At 68.2% G+C, this 19,538-nt stretch carries 20 protein-coding genes; 12 read left to right on the forward strand and 8 right to left on the reverse strand.

What is annotated here, in order from left to right; genetic code table 11:
- Window positions 1-16: 16 nt before the first annotated feature.
- Window positions 17-1,303, reverse strand: a complete 1,287-nt coding sequence (locus H5411_RS13210) for a PhoH family protein (protein WP_101437765.1) — start codon at window positions 1,301-1,303, stop codon at window positions 17-19.
- A 735-nt stretch (window positions 1,304-2,038) separates the two neighbouring features.
- On the opposite strand from H5411_RS13210, the gene H5411_RS13215 reads away from it, so the two are divergent.
- Window positions 2,039-2,287: a hypothetical protein gene (locus H5411_RS13215; RefSeq protein WP_101441071.1), complete on the forward strand. Its 249-nt coding sequence runs from the start codon at window positions 2,039-2,041 to the stop codon at window positions 2,285-2,287.
- Between the two features lie 94 nt (window positions 2,288-2,381).
- Here H5411_RS13215 and H5411_RS13220 read toward each other — a convergent pair whose 3' ends face one another.
- On the reverse strand, window positions 2,382-3,140 hold the full coding sequence (locus H5411_RS13220; protein ID WP_101441070.1) for an isoprenyl transferase: 759 nt from the start codon (window positions 3,138-3,140) through the stop codon (window positions 2,382-2,384).
- Window positions 3,141-3,245: 105 nt separating this feature from the next.
- Between H5411_RS13220 and trhA the strand changes: the two genes are divergently transcribed.
- A complete protein-coding gene (trhA, locus tag H5411_RS13225) occupies window positions 3,246-3,920 on the forward strand; it encodes a PAQR family membrane homeostasis protein TrhA (protein WP_183123907.1) in 675 nt (224 codons plus the stop codon).
- Window positions 3,921-3,995: 75 nt separating this feature from the next.
- Here the strand turns inward: trhA and H5411_RS13230 are convergent, their stop codons facing one another.
- The 3 genes from H5411_RS13230 to H5411_RS13240 form a co-directional block, all read right to left on the reverse strand.
- Window positions 3,996-5,891 carry an acyl-CoA dehydrogenase family protein gene (locus H5411_RS13230; protein WP_183123908.1) on the reverse strand — a complete coding sequence of 632 codons (1,896 nt, stop codon included), beginning with the start codon at window positions 5,889-5,891 and terminating at the stop codon, window positions 3,996-3,998.
- Window positions 5,892-5,949: 58 nt separating this feature from the next.
- Window positions 5,950-6,504: a hypothetical protein gene (locus H5411_RS13235; protein WP_101437763.1), complete on the reverse strand. Its 555-nt coding sequence runs from the start codon at window positions 6,502-6,504 to the stop codon at window positions 5,950-5,952.
- Window positions 6,505-6,598: 94 nt separating this feature from the next.
- On the reverse strand, window positions 6,599-8,590 hold the full coding sequence (locus H5411_RS13240) for a thioredoxin domain-containing protein (RefSeq protein WP_183123909.1): 1,992 nt from the start codon (window positions 8,588-8,590) through the stop codon (window positions 6,599-6,601).
- Between the two features lie 217 nt (window positions 8,591-8,807).
- Here H5411_RS13240 and H5411_RS13245 point away from each other — a divergent pair, with 217 nt between their 5' ends.
- The 5 genes from H5411_RS13245 to H5411_RS13265 all read left to right on the forward strand — a co-directional run bounded on the left by H5411_RS13245 (window position 8,808) and on the right by H5411_RS13265 (window position 13,480).
- Entirely contained in the window at window positions 8,808-10,328 is a 1,521-nt protein-coding gene (locus tag H5411_RS13245) for a glycoside hydrolase family 55 protein (RefSeq protein WP_246368945.1), read from the forward strand.
- Between the two features lie 231 nt (window positions 10,329-10,559).
- Window positions 10,560-10,961: a hypothetical protein gene (locus H5411_RS13250; RefSeq protein WP_158242500.1), complete on the forward strand. Its 402-nt coding sequence runs from the start codon at window positions 10,560-10,562 to the stop codon at window positions 10,959-10,961.
- A complete protein-coding gene (locus H5411_RS13255; protein WP_244194722.1) occupies window positions 10,958-11,581 on the forward strand; it encodes a DUF3558 domain-containing protein in 624 nt (207 codons plus the stop codon). The genes H5411_RS13250 and H5411_RS13255 overlap by 4 nt, the downstream gene beginning before the upstream one ends.
- On the forward strand, window positions 11,581-12,741 hold the full coding sequence (locus H5411_RS13260; RefSeq protein WP_183123911.1) for a PPE domain-containing protein: 1,161 nt from the start codon (window positions 11,581-11,583) through the stop codon (window positions 12,739-12,741). The genes H5411_RS13255 and H5411_RS13260 overlap by 1 nt, the downstream gene beginning before the upstream one ends.
- 19 nt (window positions 12,742-12,760) lie before the next feature.
- A complete protein-coding gene (locus H5411_RS13265) occupies window positions 12,761-13,480 on the forward strand; it encodes an ESX secretion-associated protein EspG (RefSeq protein WP_101437758.1) in 720 nt (239 codons plus the stop codon).
- 25 nt (window positions 13,481-13,505) lie between these two features.
- On the opposite strand, the gene H5411_RS13270 is transcribed toward H5411_RS13265, so the two are convergent.
- Window positions 13,506-13,859, reverse strand: a complete 354-nt coding sequence (locus H5411_RS13270; RefSeq protein ID WP_101437757.1) for a hypothetical protein — start codon at window positions 13,857-13,859, stop codon at window positions 13,506-13,508.
- Window positions 13,856-14,770, reverse strand: a complete 915-nt coding sequence (gene mca / locus H5411_RS13275) for a mycothiol conjugate amidase Mca (RefSeq protein WP_183123912.1) — start codon at window positions 14,768-14,770, stop codon at window positions 13,856-13,858. Before mca ends, H5411_RS13270 begins: the two co-directional genes overlap by 4 nt.
- A 195-nt stretch (window positions 14,771-14,965) precedes the next feature.
- On the opposite strand from mca, the gene H5411_RS13280 reads away from it, so the two are divergent.
- The 3 genes from H5411_RS13280 (at window position 14,966) to H5411_RS13290 (ending at window position 16,997) form a co-directional block, all read left to right on the forward strand.
- Entirely contained in the window at window positions 14,966-15,406 is a 441-nt protein-coding gene (locus H5411_RS13280) for a DUF4307 domain-containing protein (protein WP_312878195.1), read from the forward strand.
- 186 nt (window positions 15,407-15,592) lie between these two features.
- The gene (gene greA / locus H5411_RS13285; protein ID WP_101437755.1) at window positions 15,593-16,093 is read left to right on the forward strand and encodes a transcription elongation factor GreA; all 501 of its coding nucleotides are present in this window, start codon (window positions 15,593-15,595) and stop codon (window positions 16,091-16,093) included.
- Window positions 16,094-16,193: 100 nt separating this feature from the next.
- Window positions 16,194-16,997 carry an MBL fold metallo-hydrolase gene (locus H5411_RS13290; RefSeq protein WP_183123913.1) on the forward strand — a complete coding sequence of 268 codons (804 nt, stop codon included), beginning with the start codon at window positions 16,194-16,196 and terminating at the stop codon, window positions 16,995-16,997.
- Here the strand turns inward: H5411_RS13290 and H5411_RS13295 are convergent.
- On the reverse strand, window positions 16,981-17,454 hold the full coding sequence (locus tag H5411_RS13295) for an Lrp/AsnC family transcriptional regulator (RefSeq protein WP_183123950.1): 474 nt from the start codon (window positions 17,452-17,454) through the stop codon (window positions 16,981-16,983). The two genes, H5411_RS13290 and H5411_RS13295, sit on opposite strands and share 17 nt — an antisense overlap.
- Window positions 17,455-17,571: 117 nt before the next feature.
- Between H5411_RS13295 and hppD the strand changes: the two genes are divergently transcribed.
- Both hppD and H5411_RS13305 read left to right on the forward strand, forming a co-directional pair.
- Window positions 17,572-18,771, forward strand: a complete 1,200-nt coding sequence (hppD, locus tag H5411_RS13300) for a 4-hydroxyphenylpyruvate dioxygenase (protein WP_183123914.1) — start codon at window positions 17,572-17,574, stop codon at window positions 18,769-18,771.
- A 198-nt stretch (window positions 18,772-18,969) separates the two neighbouring features.
- Window positions 18,970-19,515 carry a YbaB/EbfC family nucleoid-associated protein gene (locus tag H5411_RS13305; RefSeq protein ID WP_183123915.1) on the forward strand — a complete coding sequence of 182 codons (546 nt, stop codon included), beginning with the start codon at window positions 18,970-18,972 and terminating at the stop codon, window positions 19,513-19,515.
- Window positions 19,516-19,538 lie beyond the last annotated feature (23 nt).

Raw genomic sequence — 19,538 nt, forward strand, 5'->3', positions numbered from 1 at the left:
GCCACTCACGACTAGGTCAGCCGTGGTCCTCCAGCATTTCGGTCACCAGCGCCGCGATCGGCGAGCGCTCCGAGCGGGTCAGGGTCACGTGCGCGAACAGCGGGTGTCCCTTCAGCTTCTCGATCACCGCCGAGACGCCGTCGTGCCTGCCGACCCGCAGGTTGTCCCGCTGGGCCACGTCGTGCGTGAGCACCACCCGCGACGCCGAACCCAGCCGTGACAGCACGGTCAGCAGCACGTTGCGCTCCAGCGACTGCGCCTCGTCCACGATCACGAACGTGTCGTGCAGCGAGCGGCCCCGGATGTGCGTCAGCGGCAGCACCTCGAGCATCCCGCGGTCGAAGACCTCGTCCAGGACATCCTGGCTGACCAGCGCGCCGAGCGTGTCGAACACCGCCTGCGCCCAGGGCTGCATTTTCTCGCTCTCGGACCCGGGCAGATAGCCGAGGTCCTGGCCGCCGACCGCGTAGACCGGGCGGAACACCACGACCTTGCGGTGCTGCTGGCGTTCCATCACCGCCTCCAGGCCCGCGCACAACGCGAGCGCCGATTTGCCGGTGCCCGCGCGTCCGCCGAGCGACACGATGCCGACGTCGGAGTCCAGCAGCAGGTCGAGCGCCACGCGCTGCTCAGCCGAGCGGCCGTGCAGGCCGAACGCCTCGCGGTCGCCGCGCACCAGCCGCACCCGCTTGTCCGCCGTGACCCGGCCGAGCGCGCTCGAGCTGCCCGCGAGCAGCCGCAGCCCGGTGTGGCACGGCAGTTCGCCCACCTCGCCGAGGCCGAACTCCGCCGGATCCGCCGAACCGCCCGAGAAGAGCGTGTCGATCAGTTCCTGCGGGGCGTCCACGTCCGCCATGCCCGTCCAGCCCGACGGCGTCACCTCCTGCGCCCGGTACTCGTCCGCGGTGAGCCCGACCGCACCCGCCTTGACCCGCAGCGGGATGTCCTTCGTCACCAGGGTGACCGCCGGACGCTCCGTCGCGAGGTTGAGCGCGCACGCGAGGATGCGATGGTCGTTCGAGTCGGTGCGGAAGCCCACCGGGAGGACGGACGGATCGGTGTGGTTCAGTTCCACCTGCAGGGTGCCGCCCTGGTCGCCGATCGGGATCGGGGCGTCGAGCCTGCCGTGCTTGAGCCGGAGGTCGTCCAGCAGCCGGAGGGATTCCCTGGCGAACCAGCCCAGTTCGGAGTGGTGGCGCTTGGCCTCCAGTTCGCTGATGACGACCAGCGGGAGAACCACCGCGTGTTCGGCGAACCGGGTGACCGCCCACGGGTCGGAGAGCAGCACCGACGTGTCGAGCACATAAGTGATGCGTGGGGATTCGGGCGAGATCGAGGCTTTCTCCGGCGCTGAAGCACCGGTCGAAGAACGGCCTGAGGCCTTGCGGGGTGAACGCTGCGCAGTCACGACGGCATCTCCCTCGAGGGCGTGTGCACCCCACGCCCGCACTCGCTGGGCCGGGCACCTCCCTGGCTGGGTCCGCACTCCCTGACGCTGGCTGCGTCAGGCGGCACGGCCACGAGGGCCGGGTGCCGGCCCCCTCGTGCATCTCGTGGGCGGCTGAGCCGCCCCCTCGATCAACGCCACGACCAGGGCCTCCCGCGAGAACCCGCACGGAACGCGAGCCCTCTATTCCGGAAGGTACCTACGTCGGCCCGGTCGTGCAGGCAGCCACACAGGTGATTCGCCGATTCGTCATCCCACCGTCGGTCGCCCGAAACAGAGTGTCCACAGTGCTCACTCAGCGTCACCAGGTCCGGCGATCGGGGGGTCACGCGGACGAATGATCTTGGAAAATTAATCACCGAGTGCAGGCAATTCCCAGGTAAAGGGCCTTGTACCACGACGCAGACCGGAAAGCATTTCGCGTCCTGGACACTGAACCGGACCGAGTGAACTGGGCCTTCCAGCGCTCACACAATGGGCGTACGCACCATTCGCTAGAGGCCATTCGGGGGTAATTTCCTTACTGCGGGACACACCACCGGAACACTCCGGTGCCCCGAATCCCAGTATCTCTACCTAGGAGTGTGCGAAGTGCTGAAGAAGGCTGGAATTGTCGCCGGTGCGGCCGCGGGCCTGATGATGATCGGCGGGACGGCGTTCGCCTCCCCGGCCGCGACGCAGGGCGCTCCGGACCCGACGTTCGGCGACGCCTACGCCACCTTCATCGAGGGCGGCGGCGCGCTGGGCTACGGTGCCGCTTCGCTGGTCGCCGGTGCCTACACCGGCATCGCCACGACGCCGGCGCTGATCGCCCACTCGATGGAGCACCACCACGGCTGAGCCGTCTTGACGCGAAGGCCCCGGAGCGCGGCTCCGGGGCCTTCGCGGTGTCTTCCGGCCCGGCTGGGTGGGTCCGCCGGGCCGGTTCGCCGCGTCAGGCCCCGAACCGGCGGTGCCGCCAGGCGTAGTCGCGCAGCGCGCGGAGAAAGTCGACGCGCCGGAATGCCGGCCAGTAAGCCTCGGTGAACCAGAATTCCGAATGCGCGGACTGCCAGAGCAGAAATCCGGAAAGCCGCTGTTCACCGGACGTTCGGATAATCAGATCCGGATCCGGTTGACCTGACGTGTACAGATGTTCCGAGATGTGGTCGACATCGAGGATTTTCGCGAGTTCGCGAATCGAAGTGCCCTCGTCGGCGTGCTGCAGGAGAAGTTTGCGGACGGCGTCGGCGATCTCCTGACGGCCCCCGTAGCCGACCGCGATGTTCACCTCCATGCCCGAGTGGTTCTCGGTGCGCGCCGCGGCGGCGGTGAGCTTCTGCGCCACCTCGAGCGGCAGCAGGTCGAGCGCGCCGACGATGCGCAACCGCCACGGCACCTCGGCCCCGGCGAGCTCGTCGGTGACGTCGGTGATGATTTTCAGCAGCGGCGTGAGCTCGTCCGGATCGCGGTTGAGGTTGTCGGTGGAGAGCAGCCACATCGTCACGACCTCGACCTCGGCCTCCTGGCACCAGCTGAGGAAGTCGGCGATCTTCTTGGCCCCGGCGCGATGCCCGTCGGCCACGTCGGCGAACCCGGCCTCGCGAGCCCAGCGGCGATTGCCGTCTAGCATGATCGCGATATGCCGAGGATGACGGCCGGCGGACTGCTGGATCAGCCGGCGGCTGTAGATGCTGTAGACGACGTCGGACATGAAGGACCGGAGGCTCACGTCGCCCGAGCGTACGCACCCTCGAATGAGGGGTGTGACGCGCCACGGGGGCTGGCGAAAAACCTACGGTTCCGTAACCTTGGGACGGTGAGCGTGACGATCGAGCCCCCAGCCCTCCCCGAGGACACCCGCCCCCGGCTGCGCGGCCATATCCACTTCTGGTCGTTCTTCGGCGCGGTGGCCGCGGCCGCCACGCTGATCAGCCTCGCCGCGTCGACGGTTTCGCCGGTCGCCGCACTGGCGACGTCCGTGTACGGCCTCACCGTGCTGGGCGTGTTCGGCGTGAGCGCGCTGTATCACCGCAGGCTGTGGAGCCCGCGCGCGTACAAGTGGATGAAGCGCGCCGACCACTCGATGATCTTCCTCTTCATCGCCGGCACGTACACGCCGTTCACCCTGCTGGCCATGTCGAAGCCGACCGGATACATCGTCCTGGGCATCGTCTGGGGCGGCGCGGTCCTCGGCGTGGCGATGAAGATGCTGTGGCCGCACGCACCGCGCTGGCTGGGAGTGCCGATCTACATCGCACTCGGGTGGGTCGCGGTGTTCGTCCTGCCGGAACTGCTGAGCCACGCCGGAGTCGCGGCTTTGGTGCTGCTGTGCGTGGGCGGCCTGTTTTACACGGTCGGGGCGGTTTTTTACGCGGTGAAGTGGCCGAACCACTGGCCGGAGACGTTCGGATACCACGAGTTCTTCCACGCGTGCACGGTGCTGGCCGCGGTTTCGCATTACATCGCGATCTGGTTGGCCATGTACGCCTAGCTCCGGTTTTACCCTCTCAGGCCGTGCCCAGGCCGTCATGCGGCCTGGGCACGGCCTGAGTCGTTTTGTGCAGGCTCAGCCGTTCAGCATCGGGGCTGCCAGGAACTGCTCCGGTACCGCGAACCCGTCCACCAGCGTCCGCGCGTGTGGGCGCAACGCGCCGCACAGTGCGTTGACCGCCGCGGTCACTGCCTTGGAGCGGGTTGCGGAGATCCGACCGTGTTCCAGGAACCATGCGCGGTCCGCTTCGATCGTCGACAGGGCGTACAGGTCGCACACCCGGTCCAGCAGCACCTTCGCGTCCGGGTCGCTGCAGGTATCCAAAGCCCGGGCGAAGGCGTCGAGAATCACCCTGTCCACGTGTACGCGGCCAGCGAGCAGCACATGATCCTGTACGGAGTTGAAGACACCGAAAGGATCCGAAGCAGCACGGCGAAGTCGGTTGGCCACGCCGCTCAGTACGTGCTCTTCGCGGTCCTCGAAGAGACGCTGTTGCCACTCGCGGTCGAAGAGCACCGAAGCGTCGTCGGACTCGGTGAGGCGTTCCAGGAACCGCCACGCGGCTGAGCGTTCCATGACGGTGTCCACCAGCTGTTCGGCGACGAAGCGGGCGGTCGCCAGGGGGCTGAGGTCCTCGAAGTGTTCCTTGTACTGCGTCAGCAAGCCCTTCGCGACCAGCTGCAACAGCACCGTGTTGTCGCCTTCGAAGGTGGTGAAGACGTCCGTGTCAGCTTTCAAACCGGCCAGCAGGTTCTCCGACAGATATCCGCTGCCACCGCAGGCTTCGCGGGCCGTTTGGATGGTCGAGGTCGCGTGCCAGGTGTTCAACGCCTTCAGGCCCGCGGCGCGGGATTCGAGTTCGCGCTGCTCCTCTTCCGGTGCGTCGGGCGCGATGTCGTGCAGTGCGGCGACCAGTTCCTCCTGCGCGAAGTGCAAGGCGTAGGTGTTCGCCAATGCAGGCAGCAGTTTCCGCTGGTGTCCCAGGTAATCGAGGATGACTACCTCGTCGCCTTCCGGACGCTGGAACTGCCGCCGCTGGTCGCCGTACCGAACCGCCAGCGTCAGGGCTCGCTGGGTGGCGGATCCGGCACTGCCGCCGACACTCACGCGGCCGCGGATGAGCGTGCCGAGCATCGTGAAGAACCGGCGGCCGTCGCTTTCGATCGGGCTCGTGTAGGTGCCGTCCTCGGCTACGTCGCCGAATCGATTCAGCAGCGCTTCCCTCGGCACGCGGACCTGGTCGAAGGTCAACCGTCCGTTGTCGACACCGTTCAGACCAGCCTTGAGGCCGCAGTCCGCGATGGTGACGCCGGGGGCCGGAGCTCCCGAATCGTCGCGGATCGGGACCAGGAACGCGTGTACACCACGGGATTCGCCGCCGGTGATCAGCTGCGCGAAGACCACCGCGAGTTGTCCGTCACGGGCGGCGTTGCCGATGTATTCCTTGGTGGCACCGGGATCTGGGCTGTGCACGACAAATTCGCGCGTCGAAGGGTCGTAGGTCGCGGTGGTGCGCAGGTGTTGGACGTCGGAGCCGTGGCCATGCTCGGTCATCGCGAAGCAGCCGAGCAGGTCCAGATTGATGATGCGGCGCAAGTACTTCTCGTGGTGCGCCGAAGTTCCCAGCAGCTGCACCGCACCGCCGAACAGGCCCCACTGCACCCCGGCCTTGACCATCAGCGACAGGTCGCCGTAGCCGAGCATCTCGAACGACATCACCGACCCGCCGACGTCGCTCATCCCGCCGTACGCGGCGTCGAAGCCGAGGGCGGGACGGTCTGTCTCGGCGAGTTTCCGCAGCTGGTCCAACACCTGGACGCGGTGCGCCTCGACGTCGAGACCGATCGTGTCCCGGAACGTCTCCGCGCTCATCTGCGCGCGCACGTCGCGCTTCAGACCGGCCCAGCGTCCGTCGAGGACTGCGGTCAGCGCGTCCGGATCCACTTTGTCGGGCACAGCAGGGACGTCCACGGTTCCTCCGATACAGCAGGCTGCCACCAGCCTGCCGCAGCGGAGGAAGTCCCGCAGCTCAGCCCAAATCGGGCCCCTTCGACCGCAGGTCGTCGACCTTGGTCATCGCCTCGCGCAGTTCGGTCAGCCACGTGTCCGCGTGCTCGCCGACCAGCCGCACCGCCCAGGCCAGCGCCTCGGACCGCGACCGCGCGACGCCGGCGTCAACGAGCGTGTCGAGAACCAGCCGTTCGGGCTGCCGCAGCCGGGTCATCACCGGCACGGAAAGCGTCGTGAAATGCACCGTCGTGCCGCCCAGCTTCGCGCCCCACGCCACCTTGCGCTGGTAGCGGTGCTCGGCCTGCCGGGCGATCTCGATCCGCTCGTCGCGGGTTTCCTCGCGGAACCGGCTGATTCGCCCGTCTTCGGCGGCCGCGCGGGCCGCTTCGTCGGCGTAATCGCCGGTCAGCGCGGGCAGCTCGCCGACGACCAGGATCTCTTCGCGGTCCACGGTGATCTCCGGATCGCCGGTGAACCAGCCGTCCGGGAGCCGTCCGCCGAACCACGCCGCGGCGTCGTCCGCCGACGGAGCCTCGGCCTGCTGCCAGCCCCGGCCTTTCCAACCTCGCCCCATGACGTCCACCGTCCGTGATTACATGATTACGTCACTACGGAAGCTACGCCGATTTCATCGAGGCGGGTAGCGCGTTCACCAGGGGCGGAATTCGTCAGAGCTGGGCGATGAGCTGGTCCGCCGCGGTCACCGGGCGTTCGCAGACGTAGCCGCGGCAGACGTACGCCGCCGCCTTGCCGTCGACCAACGGCCGGTCGGCCAGCAGCGGGACGCCGGGCGCGTCCGGCTCGCCGCCGAGCACGATGCCACCGCCATGGATGTGTCGTGCAGCGGCGGTGACCAGCTCCGCGCGGTCCGCGCCGACCACCGCGACCTGCACCGGCCCGGACTGCGCCGCTTCCGCCACGGACAGCCAGTGTCCAGCGAACCGCGGCACGCGCGCGGCCAGCAGACCGACGCGACGCAGCGCGAGTTCAGCAGCGTCCCGGTAGCGCGCTGCCTGGTCAGGTCCGGCCAGCGCGGATGCGGTAAGCAAGGCGCCAGCCAGCGCCGAAGCGCCGGACGGGCTCGCGTTGTCCGTCGGATCGGATGGGCGCTGCACCAGGACTTCGGCGTCGTCGGCGGTGTCGTGATACGCACCCGGCGCGGTGTCCGACGCGAAATGCGCCAGGGCGACGTCCAGCAGCCGGGTCGCTTCGGTGAGCCAGCGAGGCTCGCCGGTGGCTTGATGGAGGGAGAGAAGACCGTCGGCGAGGCAGGCATAGTCCTCCAGCACGCCGACCGGAGCGCCCACCGCGCCGTCGCGCGAGCTGCGGCGGAGCCGTCCGTCCACGATGTGCAGGTCCAGCAGCAGAGAAGCCGCGCCACGGGCGAGTTCGATCCACTGTGGACGCTCCAATGCGACGCCCGCTTCGGCCAGCGCGGAAATCGCGAGACCGTTCCACGCCGCGACCACCTTGTCGTCCCGTCCCGGCTGCGGACGCTCGGCCCGCGCTTCGAGCAACGCCTGCCGGACGCGCTCGAAGCGGTCGAAGTCGTCTGGATCTGTCCGCATTTGGAGAGTCGACGCGCCTTCTTCAAACGTGCCCTCTTCGGTGACGCTGAACAGCTCAGCCGCCCATGGGCCGTCCTCGCCGAGAACCTCGTTGAGCTGCGCGGGAGTCCACACGTATGTCAACCCCTCGACGCCTTCGGTGTCCGCGTCGAGCGAAGCCGCGAAACCTCCTTGTGACGTAAGAAGATCCTGCTCGAGGAACCGGACGATCCCTTCCGCCACCCGCCGTGCCGACGTCGAGCCGCGACGCGCGAGATGCGCGTACACTCGAAGCAGCAACGCGTTGTCATACAACATTTTCTCGAAGTGGGGAACGATCCACTCCGCGTCCACGGAGTAGCGCGCGAACCCGCCGCCCAACTGGTCGTGAATGCCGCCGCGCGCCATCGCGTCCGCTGCGGACTCGGCGAGCGCGTGCGCCTGCGCCGATCCCGTGCGCTCGTGGTGGCGCAGCAGGAACTCCAGCACCATGGACGGCGGAAACTTCGGCGCGCCACCGAAACCGCCGTGCACGGAGTCTGCCTCCTGCGCGAGTTTCGACACCGCTTCCGCCAAAGCGCCGGCGTCGACGGCGGCTTCCTTCAGCGGACCGCTCTGCTCGGCCAGATGCCCCACGATCTGTTTCGCACCCTCGCGCAGATCGTCCGGCCGCTCCTCCCACGCCTCCGCGACCGCCACCAGCAGTTGCGTGAACGACGGAATCCCAGGCCGCGGCGCGGGCGGATAGTAAGTGCCGCAATGGAATGGCTCCCCCTCGGGCGTGAGGAAGCACGTCATCGGCCAGCCGCCCTGGCCGGTCATGGCCTGCGTGGCGGCCATGTAGACGGCGTCGATGTCCGGCCGCTCCTCGCGGTCGACCTTGATGTTGACGAAGTGAGCGTTCATCAGCGCCGCGGTGCCTTCGTGCTCGAAGGATTCGTGCGCCAGGACGTGGCACCAATGGCAGGCGGCGTACCCGACGGACAACAGGATCGGCACCCCGCGCCGGCGCGCCTCGGCCAGTGCTTCCGGCCCCCATTCCCACCAATCGACCGGGTTGCCGGCGTGCTGCAGGAGGTACGGAGAAGTCGCTTCGGCGAGGCGGTTCGACATGGTGCCGAGTGTGCCTCATTCCGGCAGCCGACACCGAAGACGGCCGACCGCCGGTAACGCCGCGCAACGCGACCGCAGACACCTAGCGCGCGAGACCTCGGCTCGCCCGCGCCGACCCGCTGAAGGAATGCTGAGAAATCCGACCATTGTCCTTGGCTGCGCGGCAGGAAGATCGCTACAGTCCGCTTCCATGAGGCGATCCGGTGGTGCTGGCTCCTTGAAGACTCTCCCTGCGCTCGTATTCATCGGATGTATCGGTTTGTCTGGTTGCAGCGCCCATGCGGCGTCCACGGCACCGGACTGGATCACCTTCGCGGGCGGCCGCCTCGCTTACGGCACCGATGCGCAGGGCAACCGGATCCCCGACTTCTCCCGCGTCGGCTACCGCAACGGCGACGCCCCGCCGCCTGAACTGCCGGTCGCGACGACCGTCGGGCCGCAGCCGTCCGGTGACGACACCGCGCGTATTCAGCAGGCCATCGACCAGGTGGCGAACAGCGGCAAACCCGGTGCGGTGCAACTGGCGGCGGGCGACTACCGGCTCGAAGGCACGCTGCGGATCAGTGCCAGCAACGTCGAACTGCGCGGCGCGGGCAGCGGAGCGCACGGGACCAGGCTGGTCGCGGCGGGGAAACTGCACACTCTGGTCACGATCGCCGGAACCGGCTCGCGCGTCTCGGCCGGTTCGCCGGTCCCGGTCGCCAGCGGGTACGTCCCGGTCGGCGCGGATCAGCTCGACGTGAGCGATGCCTCGGCCCTGCACGTCGGCGACCACGTCATCGTGCAGCGTCCGCAGGAGCAAGCGTGGATCCACGCTATCGGCATGGACCAGATCCCGCCCCGGCCGGACGGCACGCCGAGCAAGCAGTGGACGCCGAACGCCGGCCTGCAGTTCGACCGGACGATCACCGCAGTCAACGGCAAAACGGTGCGCTTCGACGTGCCGCTCACCAACGCGCTGGAAAGCCAGTACACCCACGCCACTGTCACGCGCTATTCGTATCCCGGCCGGATCAGCGGGTCCGGCCTCGCGCACCTGTCCGCGGACGGCTCCGAGTTCGAACAGGATCCCGCCTGGCACAACGACGGTTTCTTCAAATCCCAGCTGGTCTCCGTGGACGCCGCCGAGGACAGCTGGGTGAACGACGTGGTCGCGGACCATTTCGGCTCGGCCTTCGGGACCGGAGAGAACGCGCTCCGGATCAGCCTGCTGAACACCTCGTCCCTCGACGAATCCGTGCCCCAGGACATCCACGACCAGCCGGCCGCCTACACCATCAGCGGCCAGGAAACCCTGGTGCGGCAATGCGTGGTCACCGGCAGCAACGTGCACGCCTGGATCACGCAGGCGAGGGTGCCCGGCCCCAACGTCATCAGCCATTGCACCGCGACCAACACCGGCTCCCGGATCCTCGACGCCGGCCCGCACCAGCGCTGGGCCAGCGGCACTCTGTACGACGACCTCACGGTGAGCCCGCCGTCCGGTCATCTTCAGCTTTCCGACCGGCAGTGGATGGGCAGCGGCCAGGGCTGGGCGGGCGCGAATTCGGTGCTGTGGAACTGCGGCACCGGCTCGTATCTCGTGGAAAACCCGCCGACCGCGCACAACTGGGCCCTCGGGTGCACGGGAACGCAGAGCAAGCCGCCGGCAGGCCATCGGACCGGCGAGATCGTCTCGCCCGGCAAGCATCTGCCGCCGGAAAGCCTTTACGACGAGCAACTTGCTGAACGGCGCTGACCCGTTCTGTCCCTGTCAGCGGCTTAAGACATTCGAGTGATACTTGCCGTTGGCACCAGGACAGTCGCCCTGCTCAAGTCGGTAAAACGCGAACTCCCCTGCGAGTTGCAGTTAGCAAATGCAGACAGGCTTAATCGCGGCGACTAGAGTAACTACCCGGCTCCACAGGGTGACGAACCACACCTGGGCCCAGCGGACCCGGGACGGTCTACGCACGGGGAGGCGTACATCGTGGCCGACAATCAGCAGTCCAGCCTGCCTCCGGTTCGGAGATACGGCGGCGCGTCGATCGAGACGATCGCGATCGCGCCGTTGCTGGGCGACGGGTACTCGTACGACAAAGCGACGCTGAAAGAAATCGCGGAAACCTACGAAAGCCTCGCCGACAATTTTCGCCTGGACCAAGTCCGCGCACGCATCATCGCGCAAACCGGGTCACCCGGCCTGGATTTTTCGAGCGTCGGCAACGCGACCGCGTTCCAAGGTTCCGGACGAGCACTGCTCAAGTCGCTGGAGCAATGCGAGCAGTACTGCCGAGACCAGGCCGCGCAATACCGCACCGCGCTCACAAAATACTCGGCCGCGGAGGACACGCACTCGGCCGACCTCCACCGTGCCGGGGGAAGTCTGTGAGACGCGCGCTCACGCTCGCCGCGCTCGGCCTGTGCGCGCTCGCCGGCTGTTCCAGCACGACAACCGGCCGCGCCAGCCCGAGCGAGCAGGCCGGCCGGCCAGCCTCCTCAGCACCGAACAGTCCCGCGGCCGAAGAAGTGCCCGGCCCTGGCGTGCCGAAAGTGCCGAGCCCGCTCGATGCCACCCGCTTGAAGCAGAATCCCTGCGAATCCTTGACCTCGGCTCAGATCACCGACCTCCTCGGCGACAATCCGCGCGTCAAACCGGAGCCGCACGGCGCGGGCGGGCCGGGATGCGGCTGGTTCGCCCAGGCGCAGGTGGCGGTCGTGTTCCCGGACATCAACAACCTCGGCCTGACGTCGTTCTATCGCGCCAAGGACCGGATCTACCGGTTCTTCCTGGCCCTGGCCCCGGTCGACGGGTATCCCGCCGTGGCCTACGGCGAAGACGACAATCGGGCCAGTCGCGGCGAATGCGATATCGCGGTGGGAATCAGCGACCGCGAAACGGTAGTCGTGTCGATCAGGCAGTCGCCGGCGCATCAAGGCGAGAAGGACCCGTGCGATTCCGCCCGGGACGTCGCACAGAAAGTACTCGGCAATCTGCGAGGAGGACACTGATGGCCGATCAGTCGATGACCCCCGCGGAGATTTACCACCAGGTCACCGGCGGGCAAGGCATGGAATCCCTGGCAGCGACTCAGAAATGCGCGAAGGACCTCAGCGCGCGGCTGATTGACCGGGTCGACGAAATCGCCCGGCTCGTGAAGAAGGTGCGCGCGGGCTGGCATGGCGTCTCCGCTGAGGCGGCCGCGAATTCGGCTTCCCCGCTGATGGCTGCCGCAGCGGATCACAGCGCGAACCTCGTGTTCGCCCAGACCGCGGCGGACGCGCAAATGTCCGCCTTCCACACGGTGAAACCGATCGGCGACCGACCGGAAATCACCGCGCAAGACGTGTACGACCTGCTCAACGGAAAGCCTGGCTACTTCGCCCGACTTGACCAGTGGCAGGCCGACGCCCAGCACAATATCGATGCCTACACCTGCTATCACTCCACGACGAGGACGAACTCCGACCGGATTCCGGCGCGTTACGCCGAGCTGAGCGGCACTGATGCGTCGGTCCGACTCGCGAGTACCAGCGCTCCGCGGAAACCGGTCGCGGGTCCGGGCGGGGCGAGCGGCAAACCGCCCGACGGCCGCCAACCTGGCGTGGTCGAGCCGCCTCCTGGTGCAGCGAGACCGGTCGGCCCGGTTCCCGAACCACGGGAGCCAAGGCCAGGGACAGGCAGCCACGAAGAGAAGCATCCCGGCAGCCGCGCGCCTGACGCGACGGAGAGCAGACCCTCAACGGTGCTGTCCGAACCGGCCGCGCGACCGGATTCGACGGGCACCAGTTCGTACCGCCCCAGCTCACCCGTATTGCCGCCCGGATATCAATTCGGTCCGTCCGGCCAGCCGACCAACCCTCTCGGCACCAGTGTTTTCGAGCCGGGACCAGGCGGGCTCAACGGCACCAACGGCGGTCTTGGCGCGGGAAACCGGTTCGGAGCCCGGGGCCCCGGCGAACAGATGCCAGCACGCGGCGGCCGCGCCGGCAGTCCAGGCGCGGCGGGGAAACCCGGAAGCATGCTCGGCGGCGGAATTCCCGGCAAGAGCAAGGAAAACGACAAGGAGAAAACCGCTCCGCCTTATCTCCGGGAGACCGATCCGGACGTGTTCGGCGGGAGCGACCTCAAACCAACGCCGCCGGTGATCGGGGACCGGCCGGCCCGCTAGGCCGTCGGGCGGATCAGCGGTGCGCGCGACCGAGCTCTCCCTCGACGCCCTCCTCGGAGCGCTCCGGGAAGCCGGGTTCGACGAGCCGCATCCGGTGTTCTCGGGTCGGCTCCGGTTCACGCCCGACGACCGGCGGCTCGACGAAGATGTCCGCGCCGAGCTGGCCTGGCTGGGCCTGACCGAGCACGGACGGTTCGTCGACGAATTCGAGGACATTCTCTACGCGCTGGGCCGCGCCGACACCGAATACGTCGCCCACGTCGAGAACCAGGACGTCCGCTACGGCGTGCTGGTCGCCGTCCGGGGCCGGACCGGCGTCAAGGCGCTGTGTTCCGGCGACCGGGTGCGGCTGAAGGTGCTCGACGGAGCCCGTACCCCGGCCGGTGCGCTGGTCGCGAGCCTGCCGCGGTACCGGCCAGCCCGGCTGACCGCCTTCTCCCTGCCTCAGGAGGACTTCCGGGAGGACCTCGCCGACAACCGCGGCCCGGCCGCCCGCGCGGTCGACGCCCTGTTCCAGCAGACCTGGTTCGGCGTCGGCGAGATGACCGTCGTCGTGCGCGAACGGGCCCGGCCAGGGCGCGCGGAAGCCGGACCGCTGAGCTATCTCGACCTCACCGACGGCCGCGTCGCGTTCGAGGTTTCCGGGCCCGAGGGAAACCGGTACCTCACAGTGCTGCCCGGCGAGGACAGCCTGCTCACGGACAAGCTCGCTGCCCTCCGCGACGGGCTGGCTCGCTAGCCCACGCGGTCACCGTCGCCGGAGGTCAGTCGCTCTTCTTGGCCGCCGCCGCGTCCGGTTTCTTCTCCGCGGCCGACGCCTCCGGCGCGGTCTCCGACCCGGCTTCGGCAGTCGGCTCGGAACCAGCCTCAGCGCCAGTCTCGGCTCCGGCCTCTTCCTGGTCGAACGTCGGCGGCACCTTCTTCAGGTGCTTGCTCATCGACCGGACCAGGAAGACGACCGCGACCAGGAACAGGATCAGCACCAGCAGGCCGACCGGCGAGGACTTGCCGAAGTCCTCGCCCTGGCCGCCGTTGTCCCCGCTGTCCGGCTGCTGGGCCAGGACCAGCGCCGACGCGGTGAGCGGGACGACCGCGACGGCCGGCACACCGAAACTCATGGGCTCACCTTCTCCTTGATGCCTGCGAACAGATCGTCCTCCGGCAGCGTGCTGTCCACCAGGGAGCGGTTCAGCTCGTACTCCTCAGTGGGCCACACCTCCCGCTGGATCTCCAGCGGAACGGCGAACCAGCGGCTGGTCGGGTCGATCTGCGTGGCGTGCGCCTTCAGCGCCTCGTCGCGCACCTCGAAGTATTCCCCGCACTCGATCCGGGTCGTCACCCGCTCCATGATGTCGGCGCGGTCCGGGTCCCAGGACTTGAGCCACTCCTCGTACGGCGACTCCAGCCCGGCCTCCTTGAGTGCGGTGTCGAACGCCACCATCCTGGCCTTGGAGAACCCGTGCGTGTAGTACAGCTTAAGCGGCTGCCACGGCTCGCCTGCCTGCGGGAACCGCTCCGGGTCGCCCGCCGCGTCGAAGGCCGCCATCGACACCTCGTGCGTGCGGATGTGGTCCGGGTGCGGGTACCCGCCGTTCTCGTCGTAGGTCGTGATGACGTGCGGGCGGAACTCGCGGATCACGCGGACCAGCGCCTCGGTGGACTCCTCGAGCGGGACCACCGCGAACGAGCCCTCCGGCACCGGCGGAAGCGGGTCGCCCTCGGGCAGCCCGGAGTCGATGAACCCCAGCCAGCGGTGGCTCACGCCGAGGATCTTCGCCGCGCGCGCCATCTCCTCGCGACGGATCTCGCTCATGTTCGCCAGCACGTCCGGCCGGTCCATGGCGGGATTCAGAATGCTGCCCGCCTCGCCTCCGGTACAGGTCACGACCATGACCTCGTGCCCTTCGGCGACGTATTTGGCCATCGTGGCGGCGCCCTTGCTCGACTCGTCGTCGGGATGGGCGTGCACCGCCATCAGGCGCAGTCGCTGCTTGCGGTCTTCTGTTGTCAGCTCGTCGGCTCCCACCATGGTCCGAACGGCCCTTTCCTGTCCTGTTATTCCGTGACACCTGGTTGCGCCGCGGTAAACCGCCCCGGCTCCGCGCCGCCGGAACGGGTCGCGGATACTCGACCAGGGTGGTGCCCCGGACCGGCCGCACTGCCTATTGTCCCCAGGGGTACGACAAGTTTGACCGGAGGCCCGGATTTGCAGAGCGGGGAGACCGTGACCGCCGAGGGCGGCGCCGTGCCGGCGCGGCCCGAGGACCGGTACGGCGCCGCGGGCAAGGGCAGGGCGCCGAAGCGCTGGCGGAGGTGGCTTTTCGTGGCCGTCGCGCTGGTCGTGAGCGGCGCGATCGCCTGGGTCTACTACCTCAACCTCGGCAAGACCCCGATCGACGCGGAGCGCATCGGCTTCCAGGAGCTCCCCGGCGACGCGATGGAGGTCACCCTCAACGTCACCCGGGACGACGACAGCAAGCCCGGCGTATGCGTCGTCCGGGTGCGCGACAAGTCCGGCGCGGAAAGCGGCCGCCGGGAGGTGCTGGTTCCCGCCGGGGCCAGCCACAGCAGGGTGAACACAGTGGTGAAGAGCATCGGGGAACCGGTGACCGCCGACGTGTTCGGCTGCTCGTATTCCATACCACGCTATCTGTCAACCCCGTAGCGGCCAACGGAGTGAAATGCGCGGCGAGCGTCCGCGCGGCGTGAAATGGACCGGCGTCGACCTGTCCTGCCGTGATACGCTCGTTTACCAGCACGGCCCCCGACGGGCCGTGTTTTTCCTTTATCTCAGCCGCGTGCGTACGCGGTGGCGGCTTGTACACCCAAGCCTGGCAGGCCCTACGAGGAGATGGTGACCGTGAGCGACACCAAGGTGACCTGGCTGACCCAGGATGCCTACGACAGGCTCAAGCACGAGCTCGACGAAATGATCGAGAATCGTCCGGTCATCGCCGCCCGCATCAACGACAGCCGCGAAGAGGGCGACCTCAAGGAGAACGGCGGCTACCACGCAGCTCGCGAGGAGCAGGGCCAGGCCGAGGCCCGCATCCGGCACCTGCAGGAGCTGCTGCGCAACGCGAAGGTCGGCGAGGCGCCGGAGGACGACGGCACCGCGGGCCCCGGCAAGGTGCTCACCGTCAAGTACGACGGGGACGACGAGGAGGAGAAGTTCCTGCTCGCCACCCGTGAGGAAGGCGCGGAGGGCGCGCTCGACGTGTACTCCCCCGAGTCGCCGCTCGGCAAGGCGCTGCTCGGCGCCAAGGAGGGCGAGTCCCGCGAGTACGAGCTGCCGAACGGCAAGACCATGAAGGTCACCCTGATCAAGGCGGTGCCTTACAGCGAGTCCTGACTCGTCTCCGCCGAACGCGCGCCCGCCCGGTTTTCTCCGTGGCCCGGCGCGCGTTCGGCGGTCTAGCGTGTCTACCAGCGAAACCACTGGGAGGACACCGATGAGCACGGAACCGCTCTGCCTGACCTGCGGGACGCAGTACGCCGCCACGCGAGCGGACTGCCCGATCTGCGAGGACGAGCGGCAGTACGTGCCGCCGGGCGGGCAGCAGTGGACCGACCTGGCCACGCTCCGCTCGAACGGCGAGCTCAAGCCGCGGGTCGAGGAGCAGGGGCCGGGCCTCATCGGCGTCGGTTCGGATCCGAAATTCGCGATCGGCCAGCGCGCGCTGCTGGTCCGCGCGGCGAGCGGCAACTTCCTCTGGGACTGCGCCGCCTACCTCGACGACGAGCTGATCGGCAAGATCACCGAGCTCGGCGGCATCACCGGCATCGCGATCAGCCACCCGCACTACTACACGACGATGGTCGAGTGGGCGCACGCCTTCGACGTCCCGGTCTACCTGCACGAGAACGATCAGCAGTGGATCGGCAGGCCGGACCCGTCGATCCAGCTGTGGACCGGGACGACGCTCGACGTGTCGCCGGATCTGCAACTGATCAACCTCGGCGTGCATTTCGCCGGCGGCACCGTAATGCACTGGCCGGACGGCGAGGACGGCCGCGGAGCGCTGCTGTCCGGCGACATCGTGCAGGTCGTCCCGGACCGTACGCACGTCGCTTTCATGTACAGCTACCCGAACTTCATTCCGGAGCGGCCGAGCGTCGTACGGCACGCCGCGGAACTGTTGGAGCCGTACGCCTTCGAAGCCATTTACGGCGCGTGGTGGAACGCCATCGTGCGTACAGACGGCCACAACGTCGTACAGCGCTCCGCGAAGCGCTACCTCACGTACGTGTCCTAGCCGTCCGTTCGAGCAACGGCCGCACTCGCGGCGGCACTGGTGTCGACAACGCGATCGAAGTCGACGTACGCAAGACATCCGGCACGCCAACCACTTCGTCGATGACGCGTTGCAGATCGTCGTTGTCCCGCGCGACAAGGCGCACGAAGAGGTCGCCTTGTCCGGTGGTGGCGTGTACTTCGCACACTTCGTCGATCGCAGCCAGTGCCTCCGCGACGCCGGCGCGTTTGCCCTGCGCGATTTCCAGCACGGCGAACGCGGTGAGGCTGTATCCCATCGCGGCCAGATCGAGCTCCGGCGGGAAGCCGCCGAGGATGCCGCGTTCAGTGAGGCGGTCCAGCCGCGCCTGCACGGTGCCGCGCGCGACGCCGAGCCGGCGCGCGCATTCGAGCACGCCCAGCCGGGGCGAGTCGGTGAGCAACAGCAGCAGCCGCGCGTCGAGCGAGTCAAGCACCAGTTTCTCCCTGCACAGGTTGTCCAAGATGACCGAGCATATCCAGGATATGCTGAGCACATTGTCCAGCCGAAACGGAAACCGTTGCGCAGCTTGCCGGGCGCGACTCATGCTCAATGCATGACCTCCACGATGGATCCGCACGGCGCACTCGACGACGTCAGCTATGACCAGCTCCGCCAGCTCGTCGGACTGGTGGACCACGACGCCTCGACCGACCCGTTCCCGGTCAAGGCCCTCGACGCGGTGGTGTTCATCGCGGGCAACGCCACCCAGACCGCGTGGTTCTACCAGGTCGCGTTCGGCATGCAGCTGGTCGCGTACTCCGGTCCCGAAACAGGACAGCTCGACCACAAGGCCTTCGTGCTCAAGTCCGGTTCCGCGCGCTTCGTGATCACCGGCGGCGTGAAGCCCGACTCCCCGCTGCTCGACCACCACCGCCGCCACGGCGACGGCGTGATCGACCTCGCCCTGGAGACCACCGACGTCGACAAGTGCGTCGAGCACGCCCGCAAGGAGGGCGCGACGATCCTCGAGGAGCCGCACGACGTCTCCGACGAGCACGGCACGATCCGCCGCGCGGCCATCGCGACCTACGGCGAGACCCGGCACACGCTTATCGACCGGTCCCGCTACACCGGCATCTACCTGCCCGGCTTCGAACCGCGCGAGGGCACCGTCAAGCGGCCCGAGGGCGCGCCGAAGCGGCTGTTCCAGGCGGTGGACCACTGCGTCGGCAACGTCGAACTCGGCAAGATGGACTACTGGGTCGACTGGTACCACCGCGTCATGGGCTTCGTGAACATGGCGGAGTTCGTCGGCGACGACATCGCCACCGACTACTCGGCGCTGATGAGCAAGGTGGTGTCGAACGGCAACCACCGGGTCAAGTTCCCGCTCAACGAGCCGGCGATCGCGAAGAAGAAGTCGCAGATCGACGAGTACCTCGAGTTCTACGAGGGCGCGGGCTGCCAGCACATCGCGTTGGCCACCAACGACATCATCGCCACCATCACCGCGATGCGCGCGGCGGGCGTCGAGTTCCTCGACACCCCGGACTCGTACTACGACGACCCGGAGCTGCGTGCCCGGATCGGCGAGGTGCGCGTGCCGATCGAAACGCTGAAGGAGCACCGGATCCTGGTCGACCGCGACGAGGACGGCTACCTGCTGCAGATCTTCACCAAGCCGATCGGCGACCGGCCCACCGTGTTCTACGAGCTCATCGAGCGGCACGGTTCGCTCGGCTTCGGCAAGGGCAACTTCAAGGCCCTGTTCGAGGCCATCGAGCGCGAGCAGGAGCGCCGCGGCAACCTCTGATCCGCTTCCTCCCCTTCTCCGGCCCGTCCGCGAACTTCGCGGGCGGGCCGTTTATATTACGGCGCGCTACCAGAAGTTCGCGTACAGTAGTCGACATCAGGTAGGAAACCGCGCCGTGCGGACAATTCGGAACCGCGCGGAACCGACGGGGTCGCGCGTCCGTCATTCTGAAGACGTCACCGCGGAGAAAGGGGCCCGATGCCTGACAGCATCGACGCCAGCGAGCAGATGATCGAGGGCTGGACGAAGCAGCTCCAGCAGACCGCTGCCCGCTACCAGGCCATGGCCGAGCGCATGCAGGGCCAAACCGTCACCGAGCGGTCGAAGGACGGCGCGGTCGAGGTCACCGTGGACGCCAAGGGATTGCTGAAGAACCTGGTGCTCGCGGATTCCGCGGCAGGCAAGAAGATGGCCGACGTCTCCGCCGAGGTGATGCGGCTCGTGCAGCGTGCGCAGGCCCGGATCCCCGAACTGTTGCAGCAGGCCGCGGCCGAGACCGTCGGCGGCGACGAGACCACCGAAACGCTGGTGGCCGACGCGCAGCGGACGTTTCCCGCTCCGCCGCCCGAGGAACCGGCCGAGTCCGCCTCCGACCGGGTGCGCCGGTTCCTTCCGGAGGACGCCGAGGAAACCGGTGCCGCCGCACCGCCCCCGGCGGGCCCGCCCTCTCCGCCTCAGCAGCAACGCCGCCGCCGGAACTCGTCGGACGAGGACGACGACTTCGGCGGATCGATCCTGTCCTGACCGGAAGCCGTTCCAGGGGAAGA

It is taken from the genome of Amycolatopsis echigonensis (assembly GCF_014174495.1).
Taxonomy (GTDB): Bacteria; Actinomycetota; Actinomycetes; order Mycobacteriales; family Pseudonocardiaceae; genus Amycolatopsis; species Amycolatopsis echigonensis.

Bases quoted from the DNA above. Each gene is read 5' to 3' on its own strand.
- H5411_RS13235 (WP_101437763.1), bottom strand. From the start codon at position 6,504: ATGGGGCGAGGTTGGAAAGGCCGGGGCTGGCAGCAGGCCGAGGCTCCG.
- H5411_RS13240 (WP_183123909.1), bottom strand. From the start codon at position 8,590: ATGTCGAACCGCCTCGCCGAAGCGACTTCTCCGTACCTCCTGCAGCAC.
- hppD (WP_183123914.1), top strand. From the start codon at position 17,572: ATGACCTCCACGATGGATCCGCACGGCGCACTCGACGACGTCAGCTAT.
- H5411_RS13270 (WP_101437757.1), bottom strand. From the start codon at position 13,859: ATGAGTTTCGGTGTGCCGGCCGTCGCGGTCGTCCCGCTCACCGCGTCG.
- mca (WP_183123912.1), bottom strand. From the start codon at position 14,770: ATGGTGGGAGCCGACGAGCTGACAACAGAAGACCGCAAGCAGCGACTG.
- H5411_RS13260 (WP_183123911.1), top strand. From the start codon at position 11,581: ATGGCCGATCAGTCGATGACCCCCGCGGAGATTTACCACCAGGTCACC.
- H5411_RS13220 (WP_101441070.1), bottom strand. From the start codon at position 3,140: ATGTCCGACGTCGTCTACAGCATCTACAGCCGCCGGCTGATCCAGCAG.
- greA (WP_101437755.1), top strand. From the start codon at position 15,593: ATGGTGACCGTGAGCGACACCAAGGTGACCTGGCTGACCCAGGATGCC.
- H5411_RS13290 (WP_183123913.1), top strand. From the start codon at position 16,194: ATGAGCACGGAACCGCTCTGCCTGACCTGCGGGACGCAGTACGCCGCC.
- H5411_RS13305 (WP_183123915.1), top strand. From the start codon at position 18,970: ATGCCTGACAGCATCGACGCCAGCGAGCAGATGATCGAGGGCTGGACG.